29 protein-coding genes are annotated in these 24874 nt (G+C 52.2%); 19 read left to right on the top strand and 10 right to left on the bottom strand.

The genetic code is table 11. From position 1 onward, the window contains the following. Positions 1-121: 121 nt before the first annotated feature. Together mnmG and amgK are read right to left on the bottom strand one after the other, a co-directional pair. Entirely contained in the window at positions 122-2017 is a 1896-nt protein-coding gene (mnmG, locus tag HMPREF3139_RS05880; RefSeq protein WP_070461233.1) for a tRNA uridine-5-carboxymethylaminomethyl(34) synthesis enzyme MnmG, read from the bottom strand. A gap of 84 nt (positions 2018-2101) precedes the next feature. Further along, complete coding sequence (amgK, locus tag HMPREF3139_RS05885; protein ID WP_004520257.1) at positions 2102-3106, bottom strand: N-acetylmuramate/N-acetylglucosamine kinase AmgK; 1005 nt, start codon at positions 3104-3106, stop codon at positions 2102-2104. Between the two features lie 69 nt (positions 3107-3175). Between amgK and HMPREF3139_RS05890 the strand changes: the two genes are divergently transcribed. The 3 genes from HMPREF3139_RS05890 to HMPREF3139_RS05900 all read left to right on the top strand — a co-directional run bounded on the left by HMPREF3139_RS05890 (position 3176) and on the right by HMPREF3139_RS05900 (position 7477). Then, positions 3176-5575 (top strand): LPS-assembly protein LptD, encoded by a 2400-nt coding sequence (locus tag HMPREF3139_RS05890; RefSeq protein ID WP_349267091.1) that lies wholly within the window; start codon positions 3176-3178, stop codon positions 5573-5575. After that, complete coding sequence (locus tag HMPREF3139_RS05895) at positions 5572-6561, top strand: peptidylprolyl isomerase (RefSeq protein WP_070461235.1); 990 nt, start codon at positions 5572-5574, stop codon at positions 6559-6561. The genes HMPREF3139_RS05890 and HMPREF3139_RS05895 overlap by 4 nt, the downstream gene beginning before the upstream one ends. A 106-nt stretch (positions 6562-6667) precedes the next feature. After that, positions 6668-7477, top strand: a complete 810-nt coding sequence (locus HMPREF3139_RS05900) for an alpha/beta hydrolase (RefSeq protein ID WP_070461236.1) — start codon at positions 6668-6670, stop codon at positions 7475-7477. Positions 7478-7734: 257 nt separating this feature from the next. Here HMPREF3139_RS05900 and HMPREF3139_RS05905 read toward each other — a convergent pair whose 3' ends face one another. Both HMPREF3139_RS05905 and rsmI read right to left on the bottom strand, forming a co-directional pair. Next, complete coding sequence (locus HMPREF3139_RS05905) at positions 7735-8355, bottom strand: DUF1269 domain-containing protein (RefSeq protein ID WP_070461237.1); 621 nt, start codon at positions 8353-8355, stop codon at positions 7735-7737. A 217-nt stretch (positions 8356-8572) separates the two neighbouring features. After that, positions 8573-9460 (bottom strand): 16S rRNA (cytidine(1402)-2'-O)-methyltransferase, encoded by an 888-nt coding sequence (rsmI, locus tag HMPREF3139_RS05910; protein WP_070461238.1) that lies wholly within the window; start codon positions 9458-9460, stop codon positions 8573-8575. A 65-nt stretch (positions 9461-9525) separates the two neighbouring features. On the opposite strand from rsmI, the gene HMPREF3139_RS05915 reads away from it, so the two are divergent. From HMPREF3139_RS05915 to HMPREF3139_RS05940, 6 genes are all read left to right on the top strand, one after another. After that, the gene (locus HMPREF3139_RS05915) at positions 9526-9873 is read left to right on the top strand and encodes a YraN family protein (RefSeq protein ID WP_070461239.1); all 348 of its coding nucleotides are present in this window, start codon (positions 9526-9528) and stop codon (positions 9871-9873) included. A 4-nt stretch (positions 9874-9877) separates the two neighbouring features. Beyond that, on the top strand, positions 9878-10471 hold the full coding sequence (locus tag HMPREF3139_RS05920) for a phosphoheptose isomerase (RefSeq protein WP_003680645.1): 594 nt from the start codon (positions 9878-9880) through the stop codon (positions 10469-10471). Positions 10472-10544: 73 nt separating this feature from the next. Further along, entirely contained in the window at positions 10545-11156 is a 612-nt protein-coding gene (locus HMPREF3139_RS05925) for a BON domain-containing protein (RefSeq protein WP_070461240.1), read from the top strand. Positions 11157-11223: 67 nt separating this feature from the next. After that, the gene (locus tag HMPREF3139_RS05930) at positions 11224-11829 is read left to right on the top strand and encodes a hypothetical protein (RefSeq protein ID WP_070461241.1); all 606 of its coding nucleotides are present in this window, start codon (positions 11224-11226) and stop codon (positions 11827-11829) included. A 63-nt stretch (positions 11830-11892) separates the two neighbouring features. Further along, positions 11893-12672: a type I methionyl aminopeptidase gene (gene map, locus HMPREF3139_RS05935; RefSeq protein WP_070461242.1), complete on the top strand. Its 780-nt coding sequence runs from the start codon at positions 11893-11895 to the stop codon at positions 12670-12672. A 404-nt stretch (positions 12673-13076) separates the two neighbouring features. Next, positions 13077-13370, top strand: a complete 294-nt coding sequence (locus HMPREF3139_RS05940; RefSeq protein ID WP_003684039.1) for a helix-turn-helix domain-containing protein — start codon at positions 13077-13079, stop codon at positions 13368-13370. A 94-nt stretch (positions 13371-13464) separates the two neighbouring features. Here the strand turns inward: HMPREF3139_RS05940 and HMPREF3139_RS05945 are convergent, their stop codons facing one another. Genes HMPREF3139_RS05945 through HMPREF3139_RS05955 form a run of 3 tightly spaced genes read right to left on the bottom strand, consistent with a single transcriptional unit; the run spans position 13465 to position 15866 of the window. Next, positions 13465-14415: a YheT family hydrolase gene (locus tag HMPREF3139_RS05945; protein WP_063076203.1), complete on the bottom strand. Its 951-nt coding sequence runs from the start codon at positions 14413-14415 to the stop codon at positions 13465-13467. Positions 14416-14427: 12 nt separating this feature from the next. Further along, positions 14428-15054 (bottom strand): phosphatase PAP2 family protein, encoded by a 627-nt coding sequence (locus tag HMPREF3139_RS05950; RefSeq protein ID WP_070461243.1) that lies wholly within the window; start codon positions 15052-15054, stop codon positions 14428-14430. Further along, positions 15054-15866: a competence/damage-inducible protein A gene (locus HMPREF3139_RS05955; RefSeq protein WP_070461244.1), complete on the bottom strand. Its 813-nt coding sequence runs from the start codon at positions 15864-15866 to the stop codon at positions 15054-15056. Before HMPREF3139_RS05955 ends, HMPREF3139_RS05950 begins: the two co-directional genes overlap by 1 nt. Positions 15867-16052: 186 nt before the next feature. Between HMPREF3139_RS05955 and HMPREF3139_RS05960 the strand changes: the two genes are divergently transcribed. The 8 genes from HMPREF3139_RS05960 to HMPREF3139_RS05990 all read left to right on the top strand — a co-directional run bounded on the left by HMPREF3139_RS05960 (position 16053) and on the right by HMPREF3139_RS05990 (position 20325). Further along, positions 16053-16514, top strand: coding sequence for a hypothetical protein (locus HMPREF3139_RS05960; RefSeq protein ID WP_004467569.1), 462 nt, complete (start codon positions 16053-16055; stop codon positions 16512-16514). 144 nt (positions 16515-16658) lie between these two features. Then, positions 16659-16775 carry a hemolysin D gene (locus HMPREF3139_RS10620; RefSeq protein WP_083290052.1) on the top strand — a complete coding sequence of 39 codons (117 nt, stop codon included), beginning with the start codon at positions 16659-16661 and terminating at the stop codon, positions 16773-16775. Between the two features lie 9 nt (positions 16776-16784). Next, on the top strand, positions 16785-17171 hold the full coding sequence (locus tag HMPREF3139_RS05965) for a hypothetical protein (protein WP_070461245.1): 387 nt from the start codon (positions 16785-16787) through the stop codon (positions 17169-17171). Between the two features lie 126 nt (positions 17172-17297). Then, positions 17298-18641, top strand: a complete 1344-nt coding sequence (gene argG / locus HMPREF3139_RS05970) for an argininosuccinate synthase (RefSeq protein WP_070461246.1) — start codon at positions 17298-17300, stop codon at positions 18639-18641. 43 nt (positions 18642-18684) lie between these two features. Next, on the top strand, positions 18685-18900 hold the full coding sequence (locus tag HMPREF3139_RS05975) for a DUF4177 domain-containing protein (RefSeq protein WP_036493650.1): 216 nt from the start codon (positions 18685-18687) through the stop codon (positions 18898-18900). Beyond that, positions 18893-19108, top strand: coding sequence for a hypothetical protein (locus tag HMPREF3139_RS05980; protein ID WP_070461247.1), 216 nt, complete (start codon positions 18893-18895; stop codon positions 19106-19108). The genes HMPREF3139_RS05975 and HMPREF3139_RS05980 overlap by 8 nt, the downstream gene beginning before the upstream one ends. Before the next feature lie 120 nt (positions 19109-19228). Next, positions 19229-19678, top strand: a complete 450-nt coding sequence (locus HMPREF3139_RS05985) for a DUF3290 domain-containing protein (RefSeq protein ID WP_036493644.1) — start codon at positions 19229-19231, stop codon at positions 19676-19678. A gap of 14 nt (positions 19679-19692) precedes the next feature. Beyond that, positions 19693-20325, top strand: a complete 633-nt coding sequence (locus tag HMPREF3139_RS05990; protein ID WP_070461248.1) for a DUF421 domain-containing protein — start codon at positions 19693-19695, stop codon at positions 20323-20325. A gap of 72 nt (positions 20326-20397) precedes the next feature. Here the strand turns inward: HMPREF3139_RS05990 and HMPREF3139_RS05995 are convergent, their stop codons facing one another. The 3 genes from HMPREF3139_RS05995 to HMPREF3139_RS06005 form a co-directional block, all read right to left on the bottom strand. Next, positions 20398-20769 carry a DUF488 domain-containing protein gene (locus HMPREF3139_RS05995; protein WP_070461249.1) on the bottom strand — a complete coding sequence of 124 codons (372 nt, stop codon included), beginning with the start codon at positions 20767-20769 and terminating at the stop codon, positions 20398-20400. Positions 20770-20833: 64 nt separating this feature from the next. Further along, complete coding sequence (trpC, locus tag HMPREF3139_RS06000) at positions 20834-21616, bottom strand: indole-3-glycerol phosphate synthase TrpC (protein ID WP_070461250.1); 783 nt, start codon at positions 21614-21616, stop codon at positions 20834-20836. A 141-nt stretch (positions 21617-21757) separates the two neighbouring features. Then, the gene (locus tag HMPREF3139_RS06005) at positions 21758-23230 is read right to left on the bottom strand and encodes a malate:quinone oxidoreductase (RefSeq protein WP_070461251.1); all 1473 of its coding nucleotides are present in this window, start codon (positions 23228-23230) and stop codon (positions 21758-21760) included. 432 nt (positions 23231-23662) lie between these two features. On the opposite strand from HMPREF3139_RS06005, the gene HMPREF3139_RS06010 reads away from it, so the two are divergent. After that, positions 23663-24157 (top strand): hypothetical protein, encoded by a 495-nt coding sequence (locus tag HMPREF3139_RS06010; RefSeq protein WP_070461252.1) that lies wholly within the window; start codon positions 23663-23665, stop codon positions 24155-24157. Between the two features lie 82 nt (positions 24158-24239). After that, a complete protein-coding gene (gene rsmG, locus HMPREF3139_RS06015) occupies positions 24240-24869 on the top strand; it encodes a 16S rRNA (guanine(527)-N(7))-methyltransferase RsmG (protein WP_036493627.1) in 630 nt (209 codons plus the stop codon). Positions 24870-24874 lie beyond the last annotated feature (5 nt).

Genomic DNA, 24874 nt, shown 5'->3' on the forward strand with positions numbered 1-24874 from the left:
TAGGTTTTGTGTAACGTATTTTACTCTGTCATCAGTTTTTATGTTTTTATTCTTTTAAGTAATTAAAAATGATCAAAAAGGCCGTCTGAAACTTTCAGACGGCCTTTATTCGGATTAAACCTTACTTGGCATCTTTAAATCCACGTTTCAAATGCACCATCAGTAATGCGACGGCGGCAGGCGTTACGCCGGAGATGCGGCTGGCTTGGCCGACGGTTTCGGGTTTGTGCTGGTTGAGCTTTTGCTGCACTTCTGCCGACAAACCTTTGACTTTGCTGTAATCGATATCCTCGGGCAGCTTTAAGGTTTCGATGTCGCGGCGGCTGTCGATTTCTTCGTTTTGGCGGTCGATATAGCCTTGGTATTTGACTTGGATTTCGACTTGTTCGACCACGCTGTCGGCAAGTGCGGTTTCAGGTTGTGCGTCGGGCAGGGTCATCAGCGCGGCGTAGTCGAGGTTCGGGCGGCGCAGGAGGTCGTGCAGGTTGGCTTCGCGGCTGAGTTTTTGGCCGAATACGCGCAGCTGCTCTTCTTCGGCGAGTTTTTGCGGCGTGTACCACGTTGTTTTCAAACGTTGGATTTCGCGTTCGATGGCTTCGCGTTTTTCGTTGAACATGCGCCATTGTTCTTCACCCACCAAGCCGATTTTGTAGCCGTCTTCGGTCAGGCGCATGTCGGCGTTGTCTTCCCTGAGTTGCAGGCGGTATTCGGCGCGGCTGGTGAACATTCGGTAAGGCTCGTTCACACCTTTGGTGATGAGGTCGTCCACCAATACGCCGAGATAGGCTTGTTCGCGGCGCAGCAGGAGCGGGTCTTGTTCGCGGATGTATTGCACGGCATTTGCGCCAGCGAGCAAGCCTTGCGCGGCGGCTTCTTCGTAGCCGGTGGTGCCGTTGATTTGTCCGGCGAAGAAGAGGCCTTGGATGGTTTTGGTTTCGAGGCTGGCTTTGAGGTTGCGCGGATCGAAGTAGTCGTATTCGATGGCGTAGCCGGGGCGCAGGATATGGGCGTTTTCGAGACCTTTCATGCTGCGCACGAGGGCGATTTGAATGTCGAACGGCAGGCTGGTGGAGATACCGTTTGGATAGTATTCGTGCGTGGTCAGACCTTCGGGTTCGAGGAAAATCTGGTGGCTGTCTTTGTCGGCGAAGCGGTTGATTTTGTCTTCGATAGACGGACAATAACGCGGACCCACGCCTTCAATTTTGCCGGTAAACATTGGGCTGCGGTCGAAGCCTGAGCGGATGATGTCGTGGGTTTGCGTGTTGGTATGCGTAATCCAGCAGGACACTTGGCGCGGGTGCATATCGGCGCTGCCGCGTACAGACATTACAGGAACGGGTGTGTCGCCGGGCTGTTCGGTCAGTTGGGAGAAGTCAATCGTGCGTCCGTCGATACGCGGAGGCGTGCCGGTTTTCAGACGGCCTTGAGGCAGGTTCAATTCGCGCAAGCGGCCGCCCAAGGATTTGGCGGCTGGGTCGCCGGCGCGGCCGCCTTCGTAGTTTTCCAAACCGATGTGGATTTTGCCGGACAAAAACGTGCCTGCGGTCAGTACGACGGCGCGTGCTTTAAACTCCACGCCCATCGCGGTAACCACGCCGCTGATGCGTTCGCCATCAAGCGTTACGTCTTCGACGGCTTGTTGGAAAAGATCGAGGTTTTCTTGGTTTTCCAACATTTCACGGATGGCGGCTTTATATAGGATACGGTCTGCCTGCGCGCGCGTGGCTCGCACTGCCGCGCCTTTGCTGGCATTCAAGCGGCGGAACTGGATACCGGATTTGTCGGTTGCCAACGCCATTGCGCCGCCTAATGCGTCGAGTTCGCGCACGAGGTGGCCTTTGCCGATACCGCCGATGGAGGGATTGCACGACATTTGGCCGAGGGTTTCGATGTTGTGTGAAAGCAGCAGGGTTTGCGCACCCATGCGTGCGGCGGCAAGTGCGGCTTCGGTACCGGCATGGCCGCCACCGACGACAATCACGTCGTAGGTTTTGGGGTAAATCATGTAAGTCATGTTTATGTGTTCTGTAAAGGTTTCAGACGGCCTTTTGTTGATCAGGCCGTCTGAAAAATGGAATCAAATCTTAAAAAACCAAGCTTAGAAGGTATAGCCTGTTTCCAATTCGTCATCACCGACCAATTCGACCAGCAATGCATACAGCGGAGCCAAATCGTTGTAACGGCGGGATACGCGGCGCAAGTAGTTCAAGAAGCGCGGGATTTCAGGGCGGTATTTGTCTTTGCCGTCACGGTAGTACAGACGGGCAAAAATACCGGCTACTTTCAAATGGCGTTGTACGCCCATCCATTCAAACCAGCGGTAGAACTCGTCAAACTCGGCAGGCACAGGCAACTGGGCAGCGCGTGCTTTTTCCCAGTAACGGATGACCAAGTCCAATACAAATTCTTCTTCCCATTCGATAAATGCATCGCGCAGCAGCGATACCAAATCATAGGAAATCGGGCCGTAAAGCGCGTCTTGGAAGTCCAACACGCCCGGGCGGCCTTTTGCCAGCATCAGATTGCGGACGATAAAGTCGCGGTGGACATACACTTTAGGTTGTGCCAACAGGGGCGGCAGCAAAGTATCGACGGTTTGCTGCCACAACTGGCGTTGCTTGAAGGTCAGCTCGCGGCCCAATTCTTTGGCCACAAACCATTCGGGGAACAAGTTAATCTCGCGCAGCATGACTTCGCGGTCGTATTCCGGCAGTTTGCCGGGCTGACTGGCCTTTTGCAGTTCGATCAGTTCGTCGATGGCTTCGAGCAGCAGGGCTTTGTGGGCGGTTTCGCTGTTTTCCTGATTCATGGCGGTCAGGAATGTGGTATTGCCCAAATCGTTCAACACCATAAAGCCCAACGCTTCATCCACATGAAGCACTTGCGGCACATTGACCATGTTAAACAGTTTTTGCACTTTCAAATAAGGCGCAACACTCATCTTCTCAGGAGGCGCGTCCATACAGATAACGGTTTGGCCGTCTGAAAACGTCGCGCGGAAATAGCGGCGGAAGTCGGCATCGGCTGCCGCAAAGCTCAATTCGAACGGCTGGTTCGGATAAACAGACTCCAGCCAGTTTTGTAATTCGGTTTGTCGTTGCATAGCGGTATCGCAGAATTTCAGGTTACAATAACCGCTATTCTAACTGGCAAACCGATTTAAGGGGCGATTTTGGCTCGTTTATTTTCACTCAAACCCTTGGTACTCGCCTTAATTATGGGCTTTGGCGCAACAGCCGTACGCGCGGAAGATGCTTCTGTTCCGCAGGCGGAAGACTATACCCCTGCCCACACCGCCGCATCCAAACCGGTAAAAACCAGCCAAAGCGAAGCCGATCCGCTTTCCTTGGGCAGCACTTGCCTGTTTTGCGACCACGAAGATGCCAAGCCGGCCGAAACCGCCGAAATCAAACGCAGCGGCGAGCCTGCACTGCCTGCCGATTACACCCGCGTCAACGCCGATAAAATAGAAGGTCAGACCCAAGTCGGCGTCCGTGCCGAAGGCGACGTCATTGTCGAGCGCAATGCCGATGTTCTCAATGCCGATTGGGCGCAATACGACCAAGCCACCGATACCGTTACCGCCGGCGACCGCTTCACCCTGTATCAAAACGGTTCGACCGTATCCGGCGATCAATTGGTTTACAACCTCAAAGACCAAACCGGTTCCGGCACTGCCGTACGCCTCAATACCGAACAAGGCGGCCGCCGCCTTCAAAGTGTCAGCGAAAAAGCCGAACTCAAAGGCAAAGGCCTCTACAAGCTCATCAATACCAAATTCAACACCTGTTCACCCGGCGATGCCAGCTGGTATATCCAAGCGCAAAGCATTGAAGCCGATGAGTCGACAGGTATCGGCGTGGCCAAACACGCTTCGCTGGTATTCGGCGGTGTACCCGTCCTCTACACGCCTTGGGCGGACTTCCCCATCAACGGCAACCGCAAAAGTGGCCTGCTCGTTCCGACCATTGCCACAGGTTCAGACGGCCTTGAGCTGAGCCTGCCCTACTATTTCAACCTTGCGCCGAATTTGGATGCCACCATCCGCCCGGGCATTATCAGCAAACGCGGCGTGCAACTGGGCGGCCAAGTCCGTTATCTGCAACCGAATTACAGCGGCGAAGTCGATGGCGACTGGATGCTCAACGACCAAAAAAGCGTCTACAACAACCGCTACCAGTTTAAATGGAAACACCAGCAGCAGCTGAACAGCAAAATCAGCGGCGGCATCAACTACAACCAAGTTTCCGACGACGATTACTACCGCGACTTCTACGGCCGCGAAGACATCGCACGCAACGTCAACCTCGACCGTCAGGCATGGCTCAATTACAGCGACAAACTGTTGGGCGGCAGCTTCGACGGCTCGTTGCGCGTACAAAAATATCAAACGCTGGCCAACCAAGACGGTTATAAAGACGAGCCTTATGCCATCATGCCCCGTCTGACCGGCCGTTGGCAAAGCCATCTCGGCAAAGCGCAACTCAACGTGTTCGGCCAATTTACCCGTTTTGATCACGATACCAAGCAAGACGGCAGCCGCGTGGTGCTCTACCCGAGCGTTAAATGGGACTTCCACAACCAATGGGGCTACATTCGACCTAAAGTCGGCGTACACGCCACTTATTACAGCCTCAACAGCTTCAACGGCCAAAGCAGCCGCAATGTCAGCCGCGTCCTGCCGATTATCAACGTCGACAGCGGCCTGACTTTCGAGCGCAGGGCCCGGCTCTTCGGCGGGGAATACCTGCAAACGCTTGAACCGCGCCTGTTTTACAACTACATTCCGACCAAGTCCCAAAACGACCTGCCTAATTTCGACAGCTCTGAAAACAGCTTTACCTATTCGCAGCTGTTCCGCGAAAACCTGTATTCGGGCAACGACCGCATCAATTCGGCCAACAGCCTGACGCTGGCCACACAAAGCCGTATCCTCAACCCCAACACCGGTGCGGAACTCTTCCGTGCAGGTATCGGCCAGAAGTTTTACTTCAAAAACGACAACGTCCTGCCTGACGGCAACGTCAGCAATTATCCGCGCAGCCAATCCGACTGGGTAGCCTTTGCACACGGCAACCTTACCCCGAGCACCCGCATTGATTTGGATATCCACTACAACCAAAACCTAAGCCGTGCCGAAAGCTACGCCGCAGGGATTACCTACAACCCCGAACCCGGCAAAGTCTTAAGCGCGCGCTACAAATACGGACGCAACGAGCGCATTTATCTGCAAGCCAACGGCGACTATTTCTACGACAGGCTCAGCCAAGTCGACCTTGCCGCCCAATGGCCGTTGAGTAAAAACCTGTACGCCGTTGCCCGTTACAATTACGAAATCGAAGCCAAAAAACCGCTGGAAATGCTCATCGGTGCAGAATACAAAAGCAACTGCGGCTGCTGGAGCGCAAGCTTGGTCGGCCAACGCTATGTTACCGGCGAAAACAGCCACAAAAACGCCGTATTCTTCAACCTCCAACTCAAAGACTTGAGCAATATCGGCAACAACCCATTCGAAAAACTCCGCTTAGCCATCCCCGGTTACAGCAAAACCAACGAGGTAGTCAAACAATGAACTTCAAACCCCTGATTCTCGTCGCCGCACTCACTCTCGCAGTAGGCGCACACGCCGCTCCTAAAGCCAAAGCGACCAAAGCGCGTGCCAACAAAACTCCAGTCGTCAGCGCCACTACCATGCCTGCCGTACAAAGCGGCGTACATCTTTCAGACGGCATTGCCGCGGTTGTCGACAACGAAGTCATTACCCACCGCCAAGTAGCACAAGCCGTAGCGCAAGCGCGTCAAACCATGCCTAAAGGCACACAAATGGACGACAACGAGCTGCGCCAACAAGTTTTGGCACAAATGATCAATCAATCCCTGATCCTCCAAGCAGGCAAACGCCGCAACATCCAAGCGACCGATAGCGAAATCGAAGCCGTTATCGCGCACAACCCCAACATCAAAAACCCGTCTGCCGCTGTCCGTCAAGACATCGCCGACAGCATTATTGTTGAAAAAGTGCGCCAACAAGCCATCATGCAAAACAGCCGCGTCAACGACTCCGAAGTGGCACGTTACATCGAGCAGGCCAAACAACAAGGCGTAACCCTGCCTGAAGCAGACCCTGTGCGCCAATACCATGCCCAACACATCCTCATTAAAGCCGACAACGATAACGCCGCCGTCGGCGCAGAAAGCACCATCCGCAAAATCTACTCACAAGCCCGCAGCGGCGCAGATTTCGGCGGTTTGGCACGCCAATACTCGCAAGACAGCAGCGCCGGCAATGGCGGCGATTTGGGCTGGTTTGCCGACGGCATGATGGTTGCCCCATTTGAAGAAGCCGTCCACAAACTCAAACCCGGCCAAATCAGCGCCCCTGTCCGCACCCAATTCGGCTGGCACATCATCAAGCTGAACGACGTCCGCGAAGCAGGTACGCCTGAAGAGCGCCAACAAAATGCCGTCCGCCAATACCTGTCCCAACAAAAAGCGCAACAGGCGACCACCAACCTCCTACGCGAACTGCACAGCAGCTCCTACGTTGACGTACGCTAATCGCGCGTATTGTTAAAAAGGCAGAAATCCGTACAATAAGGCCGTCTGAAAACCATTATTCAGACGGCCTTTTCCCTTAAGCAACCATTGATTAAAGCACCCCATCATGTCCATCCGTCCTAACTGGCAAGCCGCCACCCTGCTGCAAGCCGAAGAAACCGCCCTTACTTCCGCACACACCGGCCGCACCTACCGCATTCAAGCCGCGGCACTCGGCGAGCGTCCGGCAGGCGGCTATCCTGTGCTGTATATTCTTGACGGAGATGCCTTTTTCCCCGCCATCCTCAATATGGCGCAATCCCTGCTCATCAACCCCATCACCAAAAGCCATGCCGCCTGCCTGATTATCGGCATCGGCTACACCGGCGGCACCATCCGCGACTTAAGCCAACGCGCCCTCGACTACACGCCGCCGCTGCCCGGCAACGCGCCCGAATCCGAACGCAAACAATACGGCCAAGCCGACCGCTTCAGCCGCTTTATCGATGACGAACTCTCCGCCCTGCTCAACAGCAAATACCGCATCGATACCCAAAACCAAGCCGTCTTCGGCCATTCGTTCGGCGCCTTGTACGGCCTCTATTCCCTGTTCACCCGCCCCGAACGATTCCGCCATTATTTGCTGGTTTCGCCGTCTATCTGGTGGCAAGACCGCCGCGTACTCGATTGGCTGCCCGACACTTTGCCGCAAGGAATCGGCATCCGCCTCGGCGCAGGCGAACATGAGGGCAAAAACAACCGCCCCGACCAAACCAGCCGCGGCATGGTTGCACAAGCCAAAATTCTTGCCGGCACTTTGCACCACCTCGGCGCGGATGTCCGCTTTACCCTCTACCCCAACGCCAATCACGGCAACGCCCCGTTTTACGCCCTGACCGACTGTATCGAATATTTGCGCAGCGCATGGCAGCGTTAAAACAGGTTTGTCAAACATTGAGGCCGTCTGAAACGCAAACTTAGAAGCGTATTGAACCTATTGGATCGATCTAAAATCCAATTATAAAAAGGCCGAGACCTTTGCAATAACATAGGTTGAGACCTTTGCAAAGGTCTCGGGGCATGAAAAAGGGAGAGGCTACCTGAAAAATAGATTTTCAGGTAGCCTCAAACCGGTTTGGCATGCATCCGAAACGGAAAATTTGAGCGGTTACATACCTTGGGTTGGTGGCAGTGTTATTTCAACTTGGCTGCCAATTTGTCGAATTTTTGTTTGATGTCGGCCTTGAAGGCTTCCACTTTCTCTTTGCGCTCGGCTTTGCGCTGTTTTTTCCAAGCTTCGTGTGCCTGACGTGCCACTTCTTCCTGCGCTTCTATTGCTGCCAATACGTCCTGTTGGGCAACGGCTACATCTTGTCGGAGAATAACGGTTTTGAAACGGTGGAAGAAAGCATCCAATACAGCTTCGTTGGATTCTTGCGCCAAAATAATGATCGCAGTACTGCCGTTATCCAGTTTTTTGGCTGTATTTTCTAGCAACGCCCCCTCTCCCAATGTTTGGGCAGTGCCTACATCACTGCCGATGAGTGCGCCAGTAGCTCCACCCAACAGAACACCGATAGGACCGCCGAGGATGCCGACCAGCGAACCAATGAGGCCGCCCGTCCATGTGCCTTCGACCGTATTGGCGGTAAAGTCGGTGCTTTCTGCTGGGATAATCAGACCATTTTCCTTTTTAACCAAAACGGCTTGTGCCACCAAAGCATCTGTTGTCTGCGAGTAAGCTTTCAATTCAGAAAAGGCTTGATAAGCTTCGCTGGAGATGTTGAATAAGGCAACGATGATGTTTTGTTTCATAAGTCCACTCCCGTAGATTGAAAGATTTAAGAACATACTAGTTGTATGCAGTGTCATTGTAAATTACAAGGGGGGGGGGAGCAATGCGGCAAACAGAACTTTACCTATATAAAGCCTGTAGAACCGGCAAACGGATAACGAACAATACCCAGCCTTGCCTGTAGGAAATCGTCGCATCGTTCACACCACAGGTTGAGAGAAATAAGCCTGCAAGACCTCAAGCGTCGTCTGAAATCCGTTTCCACTCCAACGCTAAATCGTACAAGGCTTTTTTGCTTTCGCCGGTAATCTTGGCGGCAAGCTCGGCGGCCTGTTTGGTCGGCAACTCGGCCGCAAGGATTTTCATCGTGTTTTGCGCCGCCTCGGGCAAATCGCTGTGTTTCTCTTTCACCGCAGGGTGCAACACCAGCACCATCTCGCCACGCGTTTGGTTGCTGTCGTTTTTAAGGGCGGCTTGGATTTCGGCAACCGTGCCGCTGAGGAAGGTTTCAAACGTTTTGGTGATTTCGCGCGCCAAAGTCAAACGGCGTTCGGGGAACTGCGCGGCCATATCCGCAAGGCTTGCCTCGATGCGGTGCGGCGTTTCAAACATCACAATCGGAAAATCGGATTCCGCCCATTTAGCCAGCAGCTTTTGGCGTTCGCCGGCCTTAGGCGGCAGGAAACCGTTGAAGTAAAAATTGGATTCCGTCACACCGGCCACGCTCAACGCCCCCATGACCGCGCTTGCGCCGACCACGGGCACCACTTTAAATCCGGCTTCGCGCACGCGGGCGGCAAGTTTTGCACCGGGATCGCAAACCGCAGGCGTGCCTGCATCCGAAACTTGGGCGACGCTCAGGCCGTCTGAAAGATGGGCGATGATTTTATCGGCCATTTGCTGCTCGTTGTGTTCACGCACGCTCACGAGTTTGCCCTGAATGCCGTACGCACTCAAAAGCTGGGCGGTAACACGGGTGTCCTCGGCGCAGATAATGTCGGCCTTTTGCAGCACGGCCAGCGCGCGCAGCGTTATGTCGGCTAAATTGCCGATGGGTGTGGCGACAACGTATAATGTCTGTTTTTCGATGCTGTCGATGGCTTTTTGCAGGTGTTTTGTGTACATAGATTCAAGGCCGTCTGAAACGGCGTCTCTTTAAAAACAATAATTATATAACGGGTAAACTTTTCATGCGCTTAAACCACAAACAGGGGGCGGCGGCCGAAGATGCGGCACTGGCATTCCTGCTGGATAAAGGCTACTCGCTGCTGGCGCGGAATTGGCATTGCGCCTACGGCGAAATCGATTTAATCGTCAAAAACGGCGGTACGATTGTGTTTGTTGAAGTAAAATACCGCAAAAACCGAGGTTTCGGTGGTGCCGCATACAGCATCTCGCCGTCCAAATTATTGAAATTTCAACGAAGTGTAGAGTATTATCTGCAAAAGCACGGGTTAAACCATGCGCCCTGCCGCCTGGACGCGGTACTGATCGAGGGCGACGGTCCGCCCGAATGGATTCAAAATATTACAGGTTAACCTCATGACAACATTACAAGAACGCGTTTCCGCACATTTTGCCGAGAGCATCCGTGCCAAGCAGGAAGCTGAAAAAGTACTGGTCGAGCCGACCGTACAGGCCGCCGAGCTGATGCTGCAATGCCTGATGAACGACGGCAAAATCCTGGCCTGTGGCAACGGCGGTTCAGCTGCCGACGCGCAGCACTTCGCCGCTGAAATGACCGGCCGTTTTGAAAAAGAACGCATGGAATTGGCCGCTGTCGCGCTGACGACGGACACTTCCGCCCTGACCGCCATCGGCAACGACTACGGTTTCGACCATGTATTCAGCAAACAAGTGCGCGCGCTCGGACGTGCAGGCGACGTATTGGTCGGCATCTCCACCTCCGGCAATTCCGCCAACGTCATCGAAGCCATCAAAGCGGCACACGAACGCGACATGCACGTCATCGCCATGACCGGCCGCGACGGCGGAAAAATCGCCGCCATGCTCAAAGATACCGACGTTCTGCTCAACGTCCCTTATCCGCGTACTGCCCGCATTCAGGAAAACCATATTTTGCTGATTCACGCCATGTGCGACTGCATCGACTCCGTCCTGCTTGAAGGCATGTAACCCTTTCTTTTCAGACGGCCCATTCCTTAAAGGCCGTCTGAACACCCAACCGTCCATACCCAAGGAAAAGGATATGAAGAATATCAAACGCTACGCCCTCCCCGTTCTGACTGCGACCCTCTTGAGCTTGAGTCTGAGCGGCTGCGTCGGCGCACTGATCGGCGGTGCAGCCGTCGGCACCAAATCCGCCGTCGACCGCCGCACCACCGGTGCGCAAACCGACGACAACGTTATGGCACTGCGCGTCGAAACCACCGCACGCTCCTATCTGCGCCAAAACAACCAAGTCCAAGGCTACAAGCCCAAACTGAACGTTGTCGGCTACAACCGCCACCTGCTCCTGCTCGGCCAAGTGGCTACTGAAGGCGAAAAACAATTTGTTGAACGCATCGCCCGCTCCGAACAAGCCGCAGAAGGCGTGTACAACTACATTACCGTTGCCTCACAAGCGCGTTCGTTCGGTGATGTGACCAACGATACTTGGGGTACATCCAAAGTCCGCGCCACCCTGTTGGGCCTCAGCCCGGCCACCCAAGCACGCGTCAAAATCGTGACTTACGGCAACGTGACCTATGTGATGGGCATCCTCACGCCTGACGAACAAGCCCGCGTGACCCAAAAAGTCAGCACGACCGTAGGCGTACAAAAAGTCGTCACCCTCTATCAAAACTACGTTGCCAACTGATTCACAGGCAACCCGGGGCCGTCTGAATATTCAGACGGCCATTCCTCCAACGATTACCCGCCCCATCATGTCCAAGAATAATAAAACCCCTTTCCAACTTAAGCCCAAACACCTAATCCGCGCTTTATTCCTTGTCAGCTTTATCGCCGTCGCAGCCCTTGTTGCCGGTGTATTCAGCACCCTAAACTCCGGTAAAACCGACGTACCCGAAAAAAGCCCCGCCGAACAAACCGACACACGCATTGAAGTTTGGCGCCCCAACGGCACTGTCGAACCTGAAACCGTTCAGCCTACCAAAGACGGCGACGCAAAAACCGCCTCCGGCAACCCGATTGTTCCCCAAACCGAAAAAAGCGACAACGCCGAAGAAGGTGCAAAAAACGACCGTCCTGCCGCACACCGCAGCAAACGCACAGAAAACAAACGCGCTGAAGCCGACAAATCAGAAAACACACAATCCGACAACAGCAGCCCTGCCGCTCAAAACATACCTCAAGCAGACAGCCAGCCGGTAGCAAACAAAGCCGCAGACAGCAAACCTGCCGCACAAGCGGTAGAAAACAAACCGGCAAAAGCCAAAGTCCCCGAGTCCAAACCGACTCCGAAAGCCGAGCCTGAGGCCAAACCACAAGCCAAACCGCGCAATAAAGACAATCTCGACAACCTGTTTTAAACAGACGGCACACCCGTCCCGTTCAGACGGCCTCTATGCCGTCTGAAACAAGAAGGAAACCTCATGGACAAAGTCATCATCAAAACCCCCGAAGAAATCGAAAAAATGCGCGAACTCGGCCGCTTGGTCGCCGAAGCCCTCGATTACATCGGCCAATTCGTCAAACCCGGCGTAACCACCAACGAAATCGACAAACTCGTTTACGACTACCACGTCAACGTTCAAGGTGGTTATCCAGCCCCCCTCAACTACGGCAACCCGCCTTACCCGAAATCCTGCTGCCCCTCCGTCAACCACGTCATCTGCCACGGCATTCCCGATGACAAGCCGCTGAAAGAAGGCGACATCGTCAACATCGACCTGACCATTAAAAAAGACGGTTTCCACGGCGACTCCAGCCGTATGTTTACCGTCGGCAAAGTCTCCCCGATTGCCCAACGCCTGATCGACGTGACCCACGCCTCCATGATGGCGGGTATCGAAGCGGTCAAACCTGGCGCCACCCTCGGCGACGTCGGCTATGCCTGCCAACAGGTTGCCGAAAATGCCGGCTATTCCGTCGTACAGGAATTCTGCGGACACGGCATCGGCCGCGGTTTCCACGAAGCGCCGCAAGTGGTCCACTACGGCCGCAAAGGTGAGGGCCTCGTCCTCAAACCGGGCATGATTTTCACCATCGAGCCGATGATCAACCAAGGCAAACGCCATCTGCGCATCCTGAACGACGGTTGGACAGTGGTCACCAAAGACCGCTCCCTCTCCGCCCAATGGGAACACGAAGTTTTGGTTACCGAAACCGGCTACGAAATCCTCACCGTCAGCCCTGCCAGCGGTAAGCCTTAACCTTGAAAAAACCTTCAGGCCGTCTGAAAACATAGATTCAGACGGCCTAAAATTTATTCGCATTCTCAATCCAGAAAACCGAATAAAAACTCGAAATTAAGTTTTTACCCATATTGAATTGTTTAATTATGTAAAAATTTGCTTATGCCATATCTAAGATAAACGCATAATTTAATGATTTATATAACAAAATTTTACTGAAATAATGAATTAAGAAATATTTACACAAATTATGGCAGACAGCAGAAAACTTCTTTCGAATATACTGTCTAATTATCTAGATCAGCCATTTGCAATACGCCCACATATCACCCCAAAAAACAATAGGGAAAAGGATGCCGGCATTCTTGCAGACCTTTTTTATGCCTAATGGCATACACTAAATACCACAATAAGGAAGATTCATGAAATCGTTCGAAAAAATTGAAAATATCCGCGATATCCGTAAAAAACTCGGCCTGAACCAAATGGACTTCTGGAGTCGCATTGGTGTGACTCAATCCGGTGGTTCCCGTTACGAGTCCGGCCGCAATATGCCTAAACCTGTACGCGAATTGCTGCGTTTGGTACACATCGAGCGCGTAGATTTGGCTAAAGTAAACCGTGATGACTTGGCCGTTGCGTCCTTACTGAAAAACCGCGACCCTGAGTTGTACGCTTCTCTGAAAAAAGAAGCCAAAGCCGACAAAGGCAAATAATCAAGCTATTCAAAAGGCCGTCTGAAACTCGTTTTCAGACGGCCTTTTTACTTTCTTCACTCTAAGGGCATGTCACATACATGCCCTTTTTCATTTACGGCTGATACTGTTTGAAATAGTCCAACACCGTTTGCGGCAGCCATTGCAGATTCAGACGGCCTTGATCGCGGCTGACAAAGCCGACATGACCGCCGTATGCCGGTTGCAGCAGCGTAACGGCTGAGGACACGTCCCGCCCGGTCGGCAAGGCTTCTGGCGGCAGGAAGGGGTCGTTGACGGCATTGAGCAGCAGCAACGGCGTATCTACGCCTTTCAGAAACGGTTTGCAGGAATTGCGGCGGTAGTAATCATGACGGTCGGCAAAACCGTGTAACGGCGCGGTAAAGCGGTCGTCAAAATCGCCAAGCGTTTTGCAGTTTTGCTGGCTTAAGGCCGTCTGAAACTGAGGAATCGCCTGGGCTTTCGGCAACAGCGAATTTAAAAAATAGCGCGTGTAAATCAAGCGCGTCATGCCCTGATCAAAACGTGTACCGGCGGCCACGGCATCAACCGGCGCGGAAACGACGGCAGATGCGCGCGGAACGGCATTACTGCCCTGCTCGCCCAAATATTTGGCCAGGGCATTCCCCCCCAAAGAAACGCCGACAGCGTAGATGGTTGAATAGCGTTGTGCCAGCGTGTTGAGCATAAAAGCGATTTCGGGCGTATCGCCGAGATGGTAGAACACGGGCGCGGTGTTTTCTATGCCGCCGCAACTGCGGAAATGGGCAACCACGCCGTTCCAACCGCGCTGCTGTACGGCTTTCATCAACTCGACCGCGTAATGGCTCTCGCTGCTGCCTTCCAGTCCGTGGAACAAAACCACCAACGGCGCATCGGGGTCGGCGCTGTCGACAAAATCGTAGGCAACTTGGGTTTTGCCGGTGCTGTCGGGCAGAAGCTCGCGGCGGTAGTCAGGCGCTTTGCCTTGCAGCAGCTTGGCAAACAGGGTGTCGGCATGGCCGTTTCTGAGCCAATAAGGCGTGTTGGGTGAACGTGTATTCATGATTCGTTTCTTCTATTTTTCAGACGGCCTGAAGATGAGCATATACACCAGCAAGGCAGTCAGCGTGCCGTTTGTCCAGCCTGCCCAAACGTCGGTGGGATAATGCACGCCCAAATAAATGCGTGAAAACCCGGTCAGCAGGGCAAAGGAAATACCGCCTATCCAAGCGGCGCGGCGGTAGCGCGTGCGGCGGCAAAGCAATATCAGCATGACGGCAATGGCGGCGGAAAACGTACTGTGGCCGCTGGGAAAGGAAAAATTGCTCTCTTCAATCAGGCGCGGCCAAAGCAGCGGACGTTCGCGGGCAAACCAAACCTTCACAATCAGCATGTTCAAAGTCGGCATCAATGCCGCCAACACGCAAAACAGTGCTTCGCGCTTCTTATCGGCAAAATACAGGGCTGCGGCGACTGCGCCGATCAGCGGCACGGCAATCTCGGTTTTGCCCAGATAGTGCAACACGGTGGCAATCGGGTCAAACCATGTGCCCGCATGGGCATGGACGGCGTGCATCAGCGGCGGTTCAAAAGCGAAGCCGCCATATTGCGCCAGCCAAATGCCGATGATGAGGGTCGGCGGCAAAAACAGCAAAGAGGCAAAAATCAGTGCGCGTCTGGATTGGGCCGGGGATAAGTGCATTATTCCACCGTTTCTTTCAAAGTCGCGCCAATCGCCTGCAAACCCTGCAACGCATCTTCCCACGCCGTATCCAACAAGCGGCAGGCCTCACCTTCCGCTTTGATGCCGAACTCGATATGCGGCGGAGTGTAACGGCCGTCTGAATCGGTACGGCCCACGGTGGGCAGGCTGTAAGAACGGACACCGGCGTAGGTACGCTCAAGATGTTCCATAATCGGCGTAATGCGCGACTCGGGTTGGTCGAACACATACACGCTGCGGCTGCCGCGTTCAGTTTGGTTGAAACGGTTGGCGTAATAAGTTTCCAATACCCATTCCGCCATCGGGTGCGCCATCACGGGGAAACCGGGGAAGAAATAATGCTCGCGGATGGAAAATCCGGCGATATTATTAAACGGATTGGGCACAAGTTCCGCGCCTTCGGGAAAATCCGCCATTTTCAGGCGTTGGGCGTGTTCCGGCGAATCGAGCGGCTCGCCGCGTTTCAGGGTTACGCCTTCGATAAACTTGGCGGCTTCAGGATGGCGGACAACGGGCAAATCCAAAGCAGCCGCTGCGGCTTGGCGCGTGTGGTCGTCAGGCGTAGAGCCGATACCGCCGGTAACGAAAGTCGGCAGGCCGTCTGAAAAACTGCGGCGCAGTTGTTTGACCAGCAATTCGGGTTCATCGGGCAGATATTGCACCTGATTGAGTTTCAGCCCGCGCGATTCCAATAAAGATTTGAAAAAGGCGAAATGCTTGTCTTGGCGGCTGCCGTGCAGGATTTCATCGCCGATGATGATGAGGTTGAACAAATGCTGTCGGTCTTTCATAATCTTTCCTTCTGCCTAAAGGCTATTCATGATTTCCCATGATTACTGTTCCAATATTGCTTATTAGGTAAATCAAATGGGAAATACGTTGTTATTGTTGTTGCAAAAGATGGGCCGTATAAGGATAAAGTCATTGCAAGCTTTATACCAGATAATAATCAATTAAACCTAATTAGTGGTAACTAAATGAAAATAATAGATTTTTTAAAAAATTGTGGTACTGACCAGTTTTCTATATTGTGTTATGGTATTTTTTTAAAAGAAGACAGAAATCATGAAAATATAAAGCAATGGGAATCTAGATCACGTTGCATTAAATCTGAAAAATATATTCTTGAAAATAATGAGTGGAAATATGATATTTTTTTAACAGAATCTTATTTTTTATATTCCAAAAATATTGATTTATTTAATGTAATTAAAGATGAAATACTAAATATCAATCAGCTTAATCCAATAGCTATAATATGCATGTTTGATGGTGCTTTCTCAGATTTTAATTATCTGAAGAATATAGATATAATTCAACAAACTTATGCATTCTGGTCAAAAGATATTGGTTTGTATATTGCTGAAGATACAGATACCCTACAATCAAATGAATGGAGTGAAAAAATTATATATCTATATAACCATATAGATATATAACAAGCATAGCCAGCGTAGCCAGTCTGTCTGATAGCAAGCGTGGGTGCTCGCACTCACGCGTTCTCTTTTTCGCTGTTAATCCGCTTTCAGGCAGCCTTAAAACCACTTACACTTACCTTTTTTGTTTTACCCCCCCTCTAAACTATGCCCACCATCACAACCCTAAACATCATCTCCCCTAAACTCTACCCCAATGAACAATGGAACGAAAGCGAAGCACTCGGTGCCATCACTTGGCTATGGTATAGGTGCAACGGATAGGAGAGGCTCATGTTTGTAATCGGCATTTTTGCGTTTTTCATGTTCATTATCAGCCTTTTTGTGTGTACGTTTGTGCTGATTGTTCAGTATTTGATTATTCGCCGTAAAATTCATCAAGACAAACGGGCAGTCAATTTTCGCGCCAAATATGCTACGCTTTCCACATTTTTTATACAATGGGTTGTTCTGAACGCATTCAGCCTCTTGCCTGCAAACCGTATGATTTTTTCACTGGCAGTCTTTACGGATATTTTACTTGGTTTTTTGTGGTTGTTTTTTGTTGCAACCAATGCAGATGAAATGTGGCGTTTGACCGGGCAAAAAGGCTACTTGTTGTGGCCTTTGGCAGCTGCTTCGGTTTGGGCAGTATGCTTCATTGCATTCAGCGTCAGATAGCACCATCAATAATTGCGGACAAATGCCGTCTGAAAACCTGAATGCTTTTTCAGACGGCATCAAAGTAGATTATCTTATCCATTTATAAGATAATGGTTTCAACTTTTCAAGTCTGGAGGAATCCCAATGAGCCAAAACCATACCATTTTACAAAATCTCCCCGTCGGTCAAAAAGTCGGCATCGCCTTCTCCGGCGGTCTTGATACCTCTGCCGCGCTGTTGTGGATGAAACTCAAAGGCGCACTGCCTTACGCCTACACCGCCAACCTCGGCCAACCTGACGAAGACGATTACAACGCTATTCCTAAAAAAGCGATGGAATACGGCGCAGAAAATGCCCGCCTGATTGACTGCCGCGCGCAGTTGGCACACGAGGGCATCGCCGCCATCCAATGCGGCGCATTCCACGTTTCCACCGGCGGCATCGCCTACTTCAACACCACGCCTCTGGGCCGCGCCGTTACCGGCACCATGCTCGTTTCCGCCATGAAGGAAGACGACGTCAATATTTGGGGCGAAGGCAGCACCTACAAAGGTAACGACATCGAGCGTTTCTACCGCTACGGCCTCTTGACCAATCCCGCGCTGAAAATCTACAAACCTTGGCTCGACCAACAATTTATCGACGAACTTGGCGGCCGCCACGAAATGAGCGAATTTCTGATTGCCAACGGCTTCAACTACAAAATGTCGGTGGAGAAAGCCTACTCCACCGACTCCAATATGCTCGGCGCGACGCACGAAGCCAAAGACTTGGAATTTCTCAACAGCGGCATCAAAATCGTTAAGCCTATCATGGGCGTTGCCTTCTGGGACGAAAACGTCGAAGTCAAACCCGAAGAAGTCAGCGTGCGCTTTGAAGAAGGCGTGCCGGTTGCATTAAACGGCAAAGAATACGCCGATCCTGTCGAACTCTTCCTCGAAGCCAACCGCATCGGCGGCCGTCACGGCTTGGGCATGAGCGACCAAATCGAAAACCGCATCATCGAAGCCAAATCGCGCGGCATCTACGAAGCCCCGGGCATGGCGTTGTTCCACATCGCCTACGAACGCTTGGTAACCGGTATCCACAACGAGGACACCATCGAACAATACCGCATCAACGGCCTGCGTCTCGGCCGCCTGCTCTACCAAGGCCGCTGGTTTGACAGCCAAGCCCTCATGTTGCGCGAAACCGCCCAACGCTGGGTTGCCAAAGCCATCACCGGCGAAGTTACCCTCGAACTGCGCCGCGGCAACGACTATTCGATTCTGAACACCGAATCGCCCAACCTGACCTACCAACCCGAACGCCTGAGCATGGAAAAAGTCGAAGACGCAGCGTTCACACCGCTCGACCGCATCGGCCAACTGACCATGCGCAACCTCGACATCACCGACACCCGCGCCAAACTGGGTATTTACTCGCAAAGCGGTTTGTTGTCCTTGGGCGAAGGCTCCGTATTACCGCAATTGAATAATAAGGAGTAGAATCAGGGGGCTTTAAAGCCCCCTTATTTTTCAAAGGAATAAAATGAAAGAATATAAAGCCGTCATTTATCAAGAGAACCTGCTTTCCAGCTTGATTTTCGGCAGCGCCAAAATCAATCCGGTCAAATTCAGCGATTTTCTCAACAGCCACGCCTCACAAGGCTGGAAGGTTGTTACCATGGAAAAAGACCAGCGCCGCATGCTGCTGTTTTTCGTGCGTGAAGCCTACGTCGTCATTTTGGAAAAAGAACGTGTTTAAACTCGGCGTCTATGCCTGTCTCGGATTGTTCGTCAGCTGGGTGTTGCTCTTGATTTTGCAACTGTGGTTTGCCTTTATCGACGCCGATTTGTTTTTCAAAATCTCCCTGACCATGGCCGGTCTTTTCATTATCATTCTGGCCAGCTTGCTGGTGATCAGCCAGTATTTTGCCGAAAAGAAAATGAAAGACGACGGATTTATCAACTGATACCGCTTTAAAAACACCCTATTTTGAAAACTTAACGCAACATCCTTGTTTAATAGACGAGGCCGTCTGAAATTTAAGTTTCAGACGGCCTTATTACCCTTCCCAAATTTATTAAATACCATGAAATTCTTTTCTCACTTTTATCTTGAAAATCATATGTATTTCAACGACTACTTGAAATACATCCTGATTTTCGCCGCCCTCGTCATCCTCCTGCTCGCCGTATCGCAATACCTGCGCCACCGCATGGACACCAAATACCGCGACCTGAGCATTATTGCGCTGCTGTTGCTCATCCTCATCTGCGGCACGCAATATCTTTCGTACAGCGAGCGTCAAAACTTTGCCGCCGACACTTCGCGCATGGTGGGTTTTCTCAATGCTTTGATTGAAAACCAAAAAGTTGAAAAACAAGACATCATCGTCAACAGCACGCGCCTGTTCAACGGCATGATTATCGGCATTAAAAACCAATACTACGAAGTCCATTTCAATCAAGACTTCTCCGCCTACACGCTGACGCCCATCAATTTGGTCAACAACAATATCGAACTCATCGATAAAGAATAACAGGATACACACACATGGAAGCATACTCCCTGCTCGCCCTCAAACTGCTGATGGGTATTTTAGGTTTGATTTTGCAAATCAACCTCTTAGGTAAAGGCAACCTCGCGCCGACCTCCGCCATGGACCAAGTGCAAAACTATGTACTCGGCGGCATCATCGGCGGCGTGATTTACAGCGACAGCGTCGGCCTGCTGCAATTTTTCCTCGTGCTGATTTTGTGGACGCTGTTGGTCTTGAGCCTGAAATTCATCAAAAACCACAACCGCTGGGTCAAATCCATCATTGACGGCAAATCCGTCTGGGTCATCGTCAACGGCAAAATCCAAACCGATGAATGCATGAAAAACGGCATCAGCGCACACGACCTCATGTTCAAACTCCGCGCCGCCGGCATCTACGAAATCTCTGCCGTCAAACGCGCCGTGATGGAACAAAACGGCCAGCTCACCGTCATCCAGTACGGCGACGAGAGCCTGCGCTATCCGCTGATTACAGACGGCCAAGTCGACCCCGACATCCTCGAAATCATTAAGCGTGACGAAGAATGGCTGAAACAAGAACTCGACCGCCTCCACCTTGAAGCCTCACAAGTCTATATCGGTGAATACATAGACGGAAAATTGGTGGCACACCCTTATCCTTCTTGATTTGAAAATAGCAGGCCGTCTGAAACCTTGATTTCAGACGGCCTTTTTGCATTCAGCCCAAACACTGATTTTTTAATCGCGATATTCAAACGTTGCGCCCAAAAATTGAGCCAGCGCGGAAACGTGGGAATGTCGGGGGTCTTTGACGGCGGTCAGCAACAAGATATTGCCGTGCTGTTTTTCCAAATCCAGCAGCCGCTTGATGGCGGCCTGCTCGACATCGCCTTGCAGCTCTTCGTGATAACGGCTGACAAAACCGTCAAAATTTTGAGCCGGATTTTCATGATACCAGCGGCGTAGGTTTGCACTGGGCGTAATGTCTTTCAACCAAAGTGCCGTAGCGAAAACTTCTTTATGAACGCCGCGCGGATAGAGGCGGTCGATAAAGACAGCAGCCTGTTCGGGATTGGGCTGATAAGCGTAAATGCGTTGTACGGTAAACATTTTTTCTCGTCTCCAATGGATTCAGGCCGTCTGAAAATTCAGACGGCCTGATGTTTTTTAGGGTTTAGAACAGTTTTTTGACTTCGGCTTCGATGTCGTCGGCACGCATAAAGGTTTCGCCGATCAGGAAAGTATGCACGCCGTGGCCGCGCATGAAATCGACGTCTTCTTTGTTGCGGATGCCGCTTTCGGTGACAACGGTTTTGCCGTTTAATTCGGGCAAAAGGTCGAGGGTTTGTTGCAAGGTTACTTCAAACGTACGCAGGTTGCGGTTGTTGACGCCCCACAACGGCGTGGTCATGTTGCGGCATTTTTCCAGCTCGGACGCATCGTGCAACTCCAACAAGACAGTCATGCCCAATTCGTGGGCAACGGCTTCAAAACGCTCAAGCTGCCCGGCTTCCAGTGCGGCGGCAATCAGAAGAATCGCATCCGCACCCCACGCGCGCGCCTGATAGATTTGGTATTCGTCGATGATGAAATCTTTACGCAAGACCGGCAGCGCCACGGCCGCACGCGCCTGTTTCAAATACTCGGGCGAGCCTTGGAAATAAGGTTCGTCCGTCAACACGGACAAACAGGCCGCGCCGGCTTTTTCATAGGCGGCGGCGATTTCGGCAGGATGAAAATCAGGGCGGATCAGACCTTTGCTCGGGCTGGCTTTTTTGACTTCGGCAATAATGGCGGGCAGATTCTGCGCGTGTTTTGCACGGATCGAGCCGATAAAGCTGCGAACCGGCGCGGCTGCCTGCGCTTGGGCTTTGATGTCTTCCAAGGAAACGGCGGCTTTTTGGGCGGCCACTTCTTCTGCTTTGGTGGCAAGGATTTTGTTGAGAATATCGGTCATGGCGTTTTTCTACTGAGCTGATTTTCGGGTTTGAATCGTGCAACATGCCGTTGCCGATTAGGTTTCAGACGGCCTGAATGCCGTTATTTTAATGGTTTGAAAAAAGGCGGGCAAGAATGCCCGCCTTTGTGCTTGCTTCAATTAGTGGTGGATGCCCAAAACGGTCGCGTTGTGGCTGATGATTTCGTCTGCCAAAGACGGATTGTCGTTCAGCTTGATGCCGTAGCCGGGCACCAATTCTTTCAGACGGCCTGACCATGATTCGGCATGATCGGGGAAGCATTGGTGGACGAGTCTGATCATCAGCGGAACTGCTGTCGATGCACCGGGAGACGCGCCCAGCAATGCGGCCAGCGAGCCGTCGGCATGGGCGACGATTTCGGTACCGAATTGGAGTACGCCGCCTTTTTTCGGGTCTTTTTTGATGATTTGCACACGCTGACCGGCGGTAATCAGTTCCCAATCGTCAGGGTTGGCTTCGGGATAGTAGTCGAGCAGCGAGGCGAAGCGTTCTTCTTTGGTTTTGCGCAATTCGCCCAAGAGGTATTTGGTCAGCGGCATATTGTCCCAACCGGCGCGGAGCATGGGGTAGAGGTTGTCCATGTGGATGGACATCGGCAAATCCATGAGCGAGCCTTGTTTGAGGAAGTTGGGGCGGAAGCCTGCATATGGGCCGAACATCAAATGGCGTTGGCCGTCCACGTTGCGGGTATCCAAATGCGGAACGGACATAGGGGGCGCGCCAACGGAGGCTTGGCCGTACACTTTGGCGTTGTGTTGCGCGGCCGTTTCGGGATTGCTGTTGCGGAAGAAGAGGCCGGAAACCGGAAAGCCACCGTAACCTTTGCCTTCGGGGATACCGGATTTTTGCAGCAGGGTCAGTGCGCCGCCGCCTGCGCCGAGGAAGACGAAACGGGTGCGGAGTGTCAACGGGTCGTCATCGTCTTTGGTGCTGCTGGTTTTCAGCACCCATGCGCCGTCCGATTCGCGGTTGAGGTCATCGACATGGCGGTTAAATTTGATTTTTACGCCTTTGTCGCTCAAGTATTTGACCATTTGGCGGGTCAGGCTGCCGAAATCGACGTCTGTGCCTTCGGCGGAGTAGTTGGCGGCGATGGATTGGTTTTCATCACGGCCGTTGACAACCAGCGGCGCCCATTCGGCAATTTTGGCGCGGTCGGTAGAAAACTCCATTTTTTCAAAGAGTTTTTGGTTTTTGAACACGTCGAAACGTTTTTGCAGATAACTGCAATGGTCGGCGTTCATCACCAGCGACATATGGGGGACGGAATTGATGAAAGTGCGGTCGGTCAGTTTGCCTTCTTCGACCAAAGTCGCCCAAAATTGGCGGCTGATATGGAATTGTTCGGCAATATTGAGGGCGCGGGTCGGATCGATCGTGCCGTCGGCAGTCAGGGGCGCATAGTTCAATTCACACAGCGCAGAGTGTCCCGTACCGGCATTATTCCATGCATTTGATGATTCCAACGCTACATCTTCCAAGCGTTCGATCAGGGTGATTTCCCAAGATGGTTCGAGTTCTTTGAGCAATACGCCCAAAGTGGCGCTCATAATGCCGCCGCCTACTAATACGACATCGGTTGCTTCAGCCATGGTTTTACTCCTACTAAAGTCAGGCATGGTTTGCCTTGTGGTTATCTATCATTATAAACAACTGATTTCAGAGGAATTGCTTTGTTTTTGTAGTGTGTGAAACTTTTGTTGCCTGCTGAGTTTCCGAGCGTAAATAGCGGGAGGCAGTTTCGGTTTGGGTTCCAGATTTCAGGTCTTTATAATATGTTATTGAGAATTTAGTAGATTTTACGGAGAAATGCAAAGATTTTCTGTTCGGTTCATATAAAAATAAGAGATTAGGCCGTCTGAAAACGTTTTCTTAACCTTTATCTACCAACGTTTGCCAAGAAAAAAGAATTTTTCATTTCTTTTTTAATTGACCGTTTTTGTCAGCAATTTCAGCGCTAACAAACGTGAATCAACCGCCAATCTGCTATCATTTCGACTTATCCCACAACAAGGCAAGCCGCCATGTACCTGACTCAAGAAAAGCCCTACCGCCCCCTATTGGTCGCACTGATGTTCCTCACTCTGCCGCTGGCGATGATATTGCACAATATCGTGCAAATCGCCTTTTCAGACGGCCAAGGCCTGCTGATAACGGTCAAAGATGGCGCGTGGGCATGGCAAAGCGGTTGGCAGGACTCCGTCGCATGGTTTGTCTGCGGCATGTTTGCCTTCCTCAACCTGCCGATTGCCGGCGGACTGACTAAGCTGGCGTATAAAAAAATGATGCGCCGGCATTCGCGTTACGCCCTATTCCTTGCCGGTGTCGCAGCGTGTGCCTCAGCGGCGGCAGGCTTGATTTTTGAAGCCATCTTAGGCAATGCCGCATTGGCCGGTATGCTCGGGCAAGGCGTGTTTTACTACACCCTCTCCGTATGGATCATCGCCATGCTGACCCTGCCCAAACAGCTCACGCGCGCGCCGGAACAGCCCATCGTCTTTCACAAGATGAAACGTTGATTCAACAAGCACAAACATTTTCAGACGGCATGCTTTCCGTTACCATTACATCCAACGCGTTTTAACCAATAAGGAATAACAAATGAATCAGGCGCAACAGCTCCGCGACGGCATACAGGCACTGGGTTTGGACATCGACGAAGCCAAACAGGCCAAACTGCTAGACTATGCCGCCCTGCTGCAAAAGTGGAATAAAACCTACAACCTGACCGCCCTGCGCGATCCCGCCCAAACCGTCAGCCATCACCTGCTCGACAGCCTGACCCTCCTGCCCTATATCGAACACGCCCAAACCATGCTCGACGTCGGCTCCGGCGGCGGACAGCCCGGCATACCCACCGCCATCTGCCGCCCCGACCTTGACATCACCCTCCTCGATGCCAACACCAAAAAAACCGCCTTTTTACAACAAGCCGTGATCGAACTCGGCCTTAAAAACGTCCGCGTCATCAGCGGCCGCGTAGAAGCCGCCGCCGACTGCCGCGCCGACGTCATCACCAGCCGTGCCTTTGCCGAACTCGCCGACTTCGTCAACTGGACCGAACACCTCCTCAAAGACGGCGGCTACTGGGCGGCCATGAAAGGCGTATATCCGCAAGAAGAAATCGACAAACTGCCCGAAAGCGTCGCCGTCGAAAAAGTCGAAGCATTGCACGTCCCCCAACTCAATGCCGAACGCCATATCGTCATCATCCGCAAAAAGGCCGTCTGAAAACA

The organism is Neisseria sp. HMSC15G01 (assembly GCF_001808255.1).
GTDB classification, from domain to species: domain Bacteria; phylum Pseudomonadota; class Gammaproteobacteria; order Burkholderiales; family Neisseriaceae; genus Neisseria; species Neisseria subflava_A.

Excerpts from the sequence above, each read along its gene's own strand:
- HMPREF3139_RS05905 (WP_070461237.1), bottom strand. The coding sequence starts at position 8,355 with ATGAAACAAAACATCATCGTTGCCTTATTCAACATCTCCAGCGAAGCT.
- argG (WP_070461246.1), top strand. The coding sequence starts at position 17,298 with ATGAGCCAAAACCATACCATTTTACAAAATCTCCCCGTCGGTCAAAAA.
- trpC (WP_070461250.1), bottom strand. The coding sequence starts at position 21,616 with ATGACCGATATTCTCAACAAAATCCTTGCCACCAAAGCAGAAGAAGTG.
- mnmG (WP_070461233.1), bottom strand. The coding sequence starts at position 2,017 with ATGACTTACATGATTTACCCCAAAACCTACGACGTGATTGTCGTCGGT.
- HMPREF3139_RS05915 (WP_070461239.1), top strand. The coding sequence starts at position 9,526 with ATGCGCTTAAACCACAAACAGGGGGCGGCGGCCGAAGATGCGGCACTG.
- HMPREF3139_RS05985 (WP_036493644.1), top strand. The coding sequence starts at position 19,229 with ATGAAATTCTTTTCTCACTTTTATCTTGAAAATCATATGTATTTCAAC.
- HMPREF3139_RS05955 (WP_070461244.1), bottom strand. The coding sequence starts at position 15,866 with ATGAAAGACCGACAGCATTTGTTCAACCTCATCATCATCGGCGATGAA.
- rsmG (WP_036493627.1), top strand. The coding sequence starts at position 24,240 with ATGAATCAGGCGCAACAGCTCCGCGACGGCATACAGGCACTGGGTTTG.
- HMPREF3139_RS05950 (WP_070461243.1), bottom strand. The coding sequence starts at position 15,054 with ATGCACTTATCCCCGGCCCAATCCAGACGCGCACTGATTTTTGCCTCT.
- HMPREF3139_RS05925 (WP_070461240.1), top strand. The coding sequence starts at position 10,545 with ATGAAGAATATCAAACGCTACGCCCTCCCCGTTCTGACTGCGACCCTC.
- HMPREF3139_RS10620 (WP_083290052.1), top strand. The coding sequence starts at position 16,659 with ATGCCCACCATCACAACCCTAAACATCATCTCCCCTAAACTCTACCCC.
- HMPREF3139_RS05995 (WP_070461249.1), bottom strand. The coding sequence starts at position 20,769 with ATGTTTACCGTACAACGCATTTACGCTTATCAGCCCAATCCCGAACAG.
- HMPREF3139_RS05930 (WP_070461241.1), top strand. The coding sequence starts at position 11,224 with ATGTCCAAGAATAATAAAACCCCTTTCCAACTTAAGCCCAAACACCTA.
- HMPREF3139_RS05940 (WP_003684039.1), top strand. The coding sequence starts at position 13,077 with ATGAAATCGTTCGAAAAAATTGAAAATATCCGCGATATCCGTAAAAAA.
- amgK (WP_004520257.1), bottom strand. The coding sequence starts at position 3,106 with ATGCAACGACAAACCGAATTACAAAACTGGCTGGAGTCTGTTTATCCG.
- HMPREF3139_RS05945 (WP_063076203.1), bottom strand. The coding sequence starts at position 14,415 with ATGAATACACGTTCACCCAACACGCCTTATTGGCTCAGAAACGGCCAT.
- HMPREF3139_RS05920 (WP_003680645.1), top strand. The coding sequence starts at position 9,878 with ATGACAACATTACAAGAACGCGTTTCCGCACATTTTGCCGAGAGCATC.
- map (WP_070461242.1), top strand. The coding sequence starts at position 11,893 with ATGGACAAAGTCATCATCAAAACCCCCGAAGAAATCGAAAAAATGCGC.
- HMPREF3139_RS05990 (WP_070461248.1), top strand. The coding sequence starts at position 19,693 with ATGGAAGCATACTCCCTGCTCGCCCTCAAACTGCTGATGGGTATTTTA.
- HMPREF3139_RS05965 (WP_070461245.1), top strand. The coding sequence starts at position 16,785 with ATGTTTGTAATCGGCATTTTTGCGTTTTTCATGTTCATTATCAGCCTT.
- HMPREF3139_RS06005 (WP_070461251.1), bottom strand. The coding sequence starts at position 23,230 with ATGGCTGAAGCAACCGATGTCGTATTAGTAGGCGGCGGCATTATGAGC.
- HMPREF3139_RS05895 (WP_070461235.1), top strand. The coding sequence starts at position 5,572 with ATGAACTTCAAACCCCTGATTCTCGTCGCCGCACTCACTCTCGCAGTA.
- rsmI (WP_070461238.1), bottom strand. The coding sequence starts at position 9,460 with ATGTACACAAAACACCTGCAAAAAGCCATCGACAGCATCGAAAAACAG.
- HMPREF3139_RS05960 (WP_004467569.1), top strand. The coding sequence starts at position 16,053 with ATGAAAATAATAGATTTTTTAAAAAATTGTGGTACTGACCAGTTTTCT.
- HMPREF3139_RS05900 (WP_070461236.1), top strand. The coding sequence starts at position 6,668 with ATGTCCATCCGTCCTAACTGGCAAGCCGCCACCCTGCTGCAAGCCGAA.
- HMPREF3139_RS05975 (WP_036493650.1), top strand. The coding sequence starts at position 18,685 with ATGAAAGAATATAAAGCCGTCATTTATCAAGAGAACCTGCTTTCCAGC.
- HMPREF3139_RS06010 (WP_070461252.1), top strand. The coding sequence starts at position 23,663 with ATGTACCTGACTCAAGAAAAGCCCTACCGCCCCCTATTGGTCGCACTG.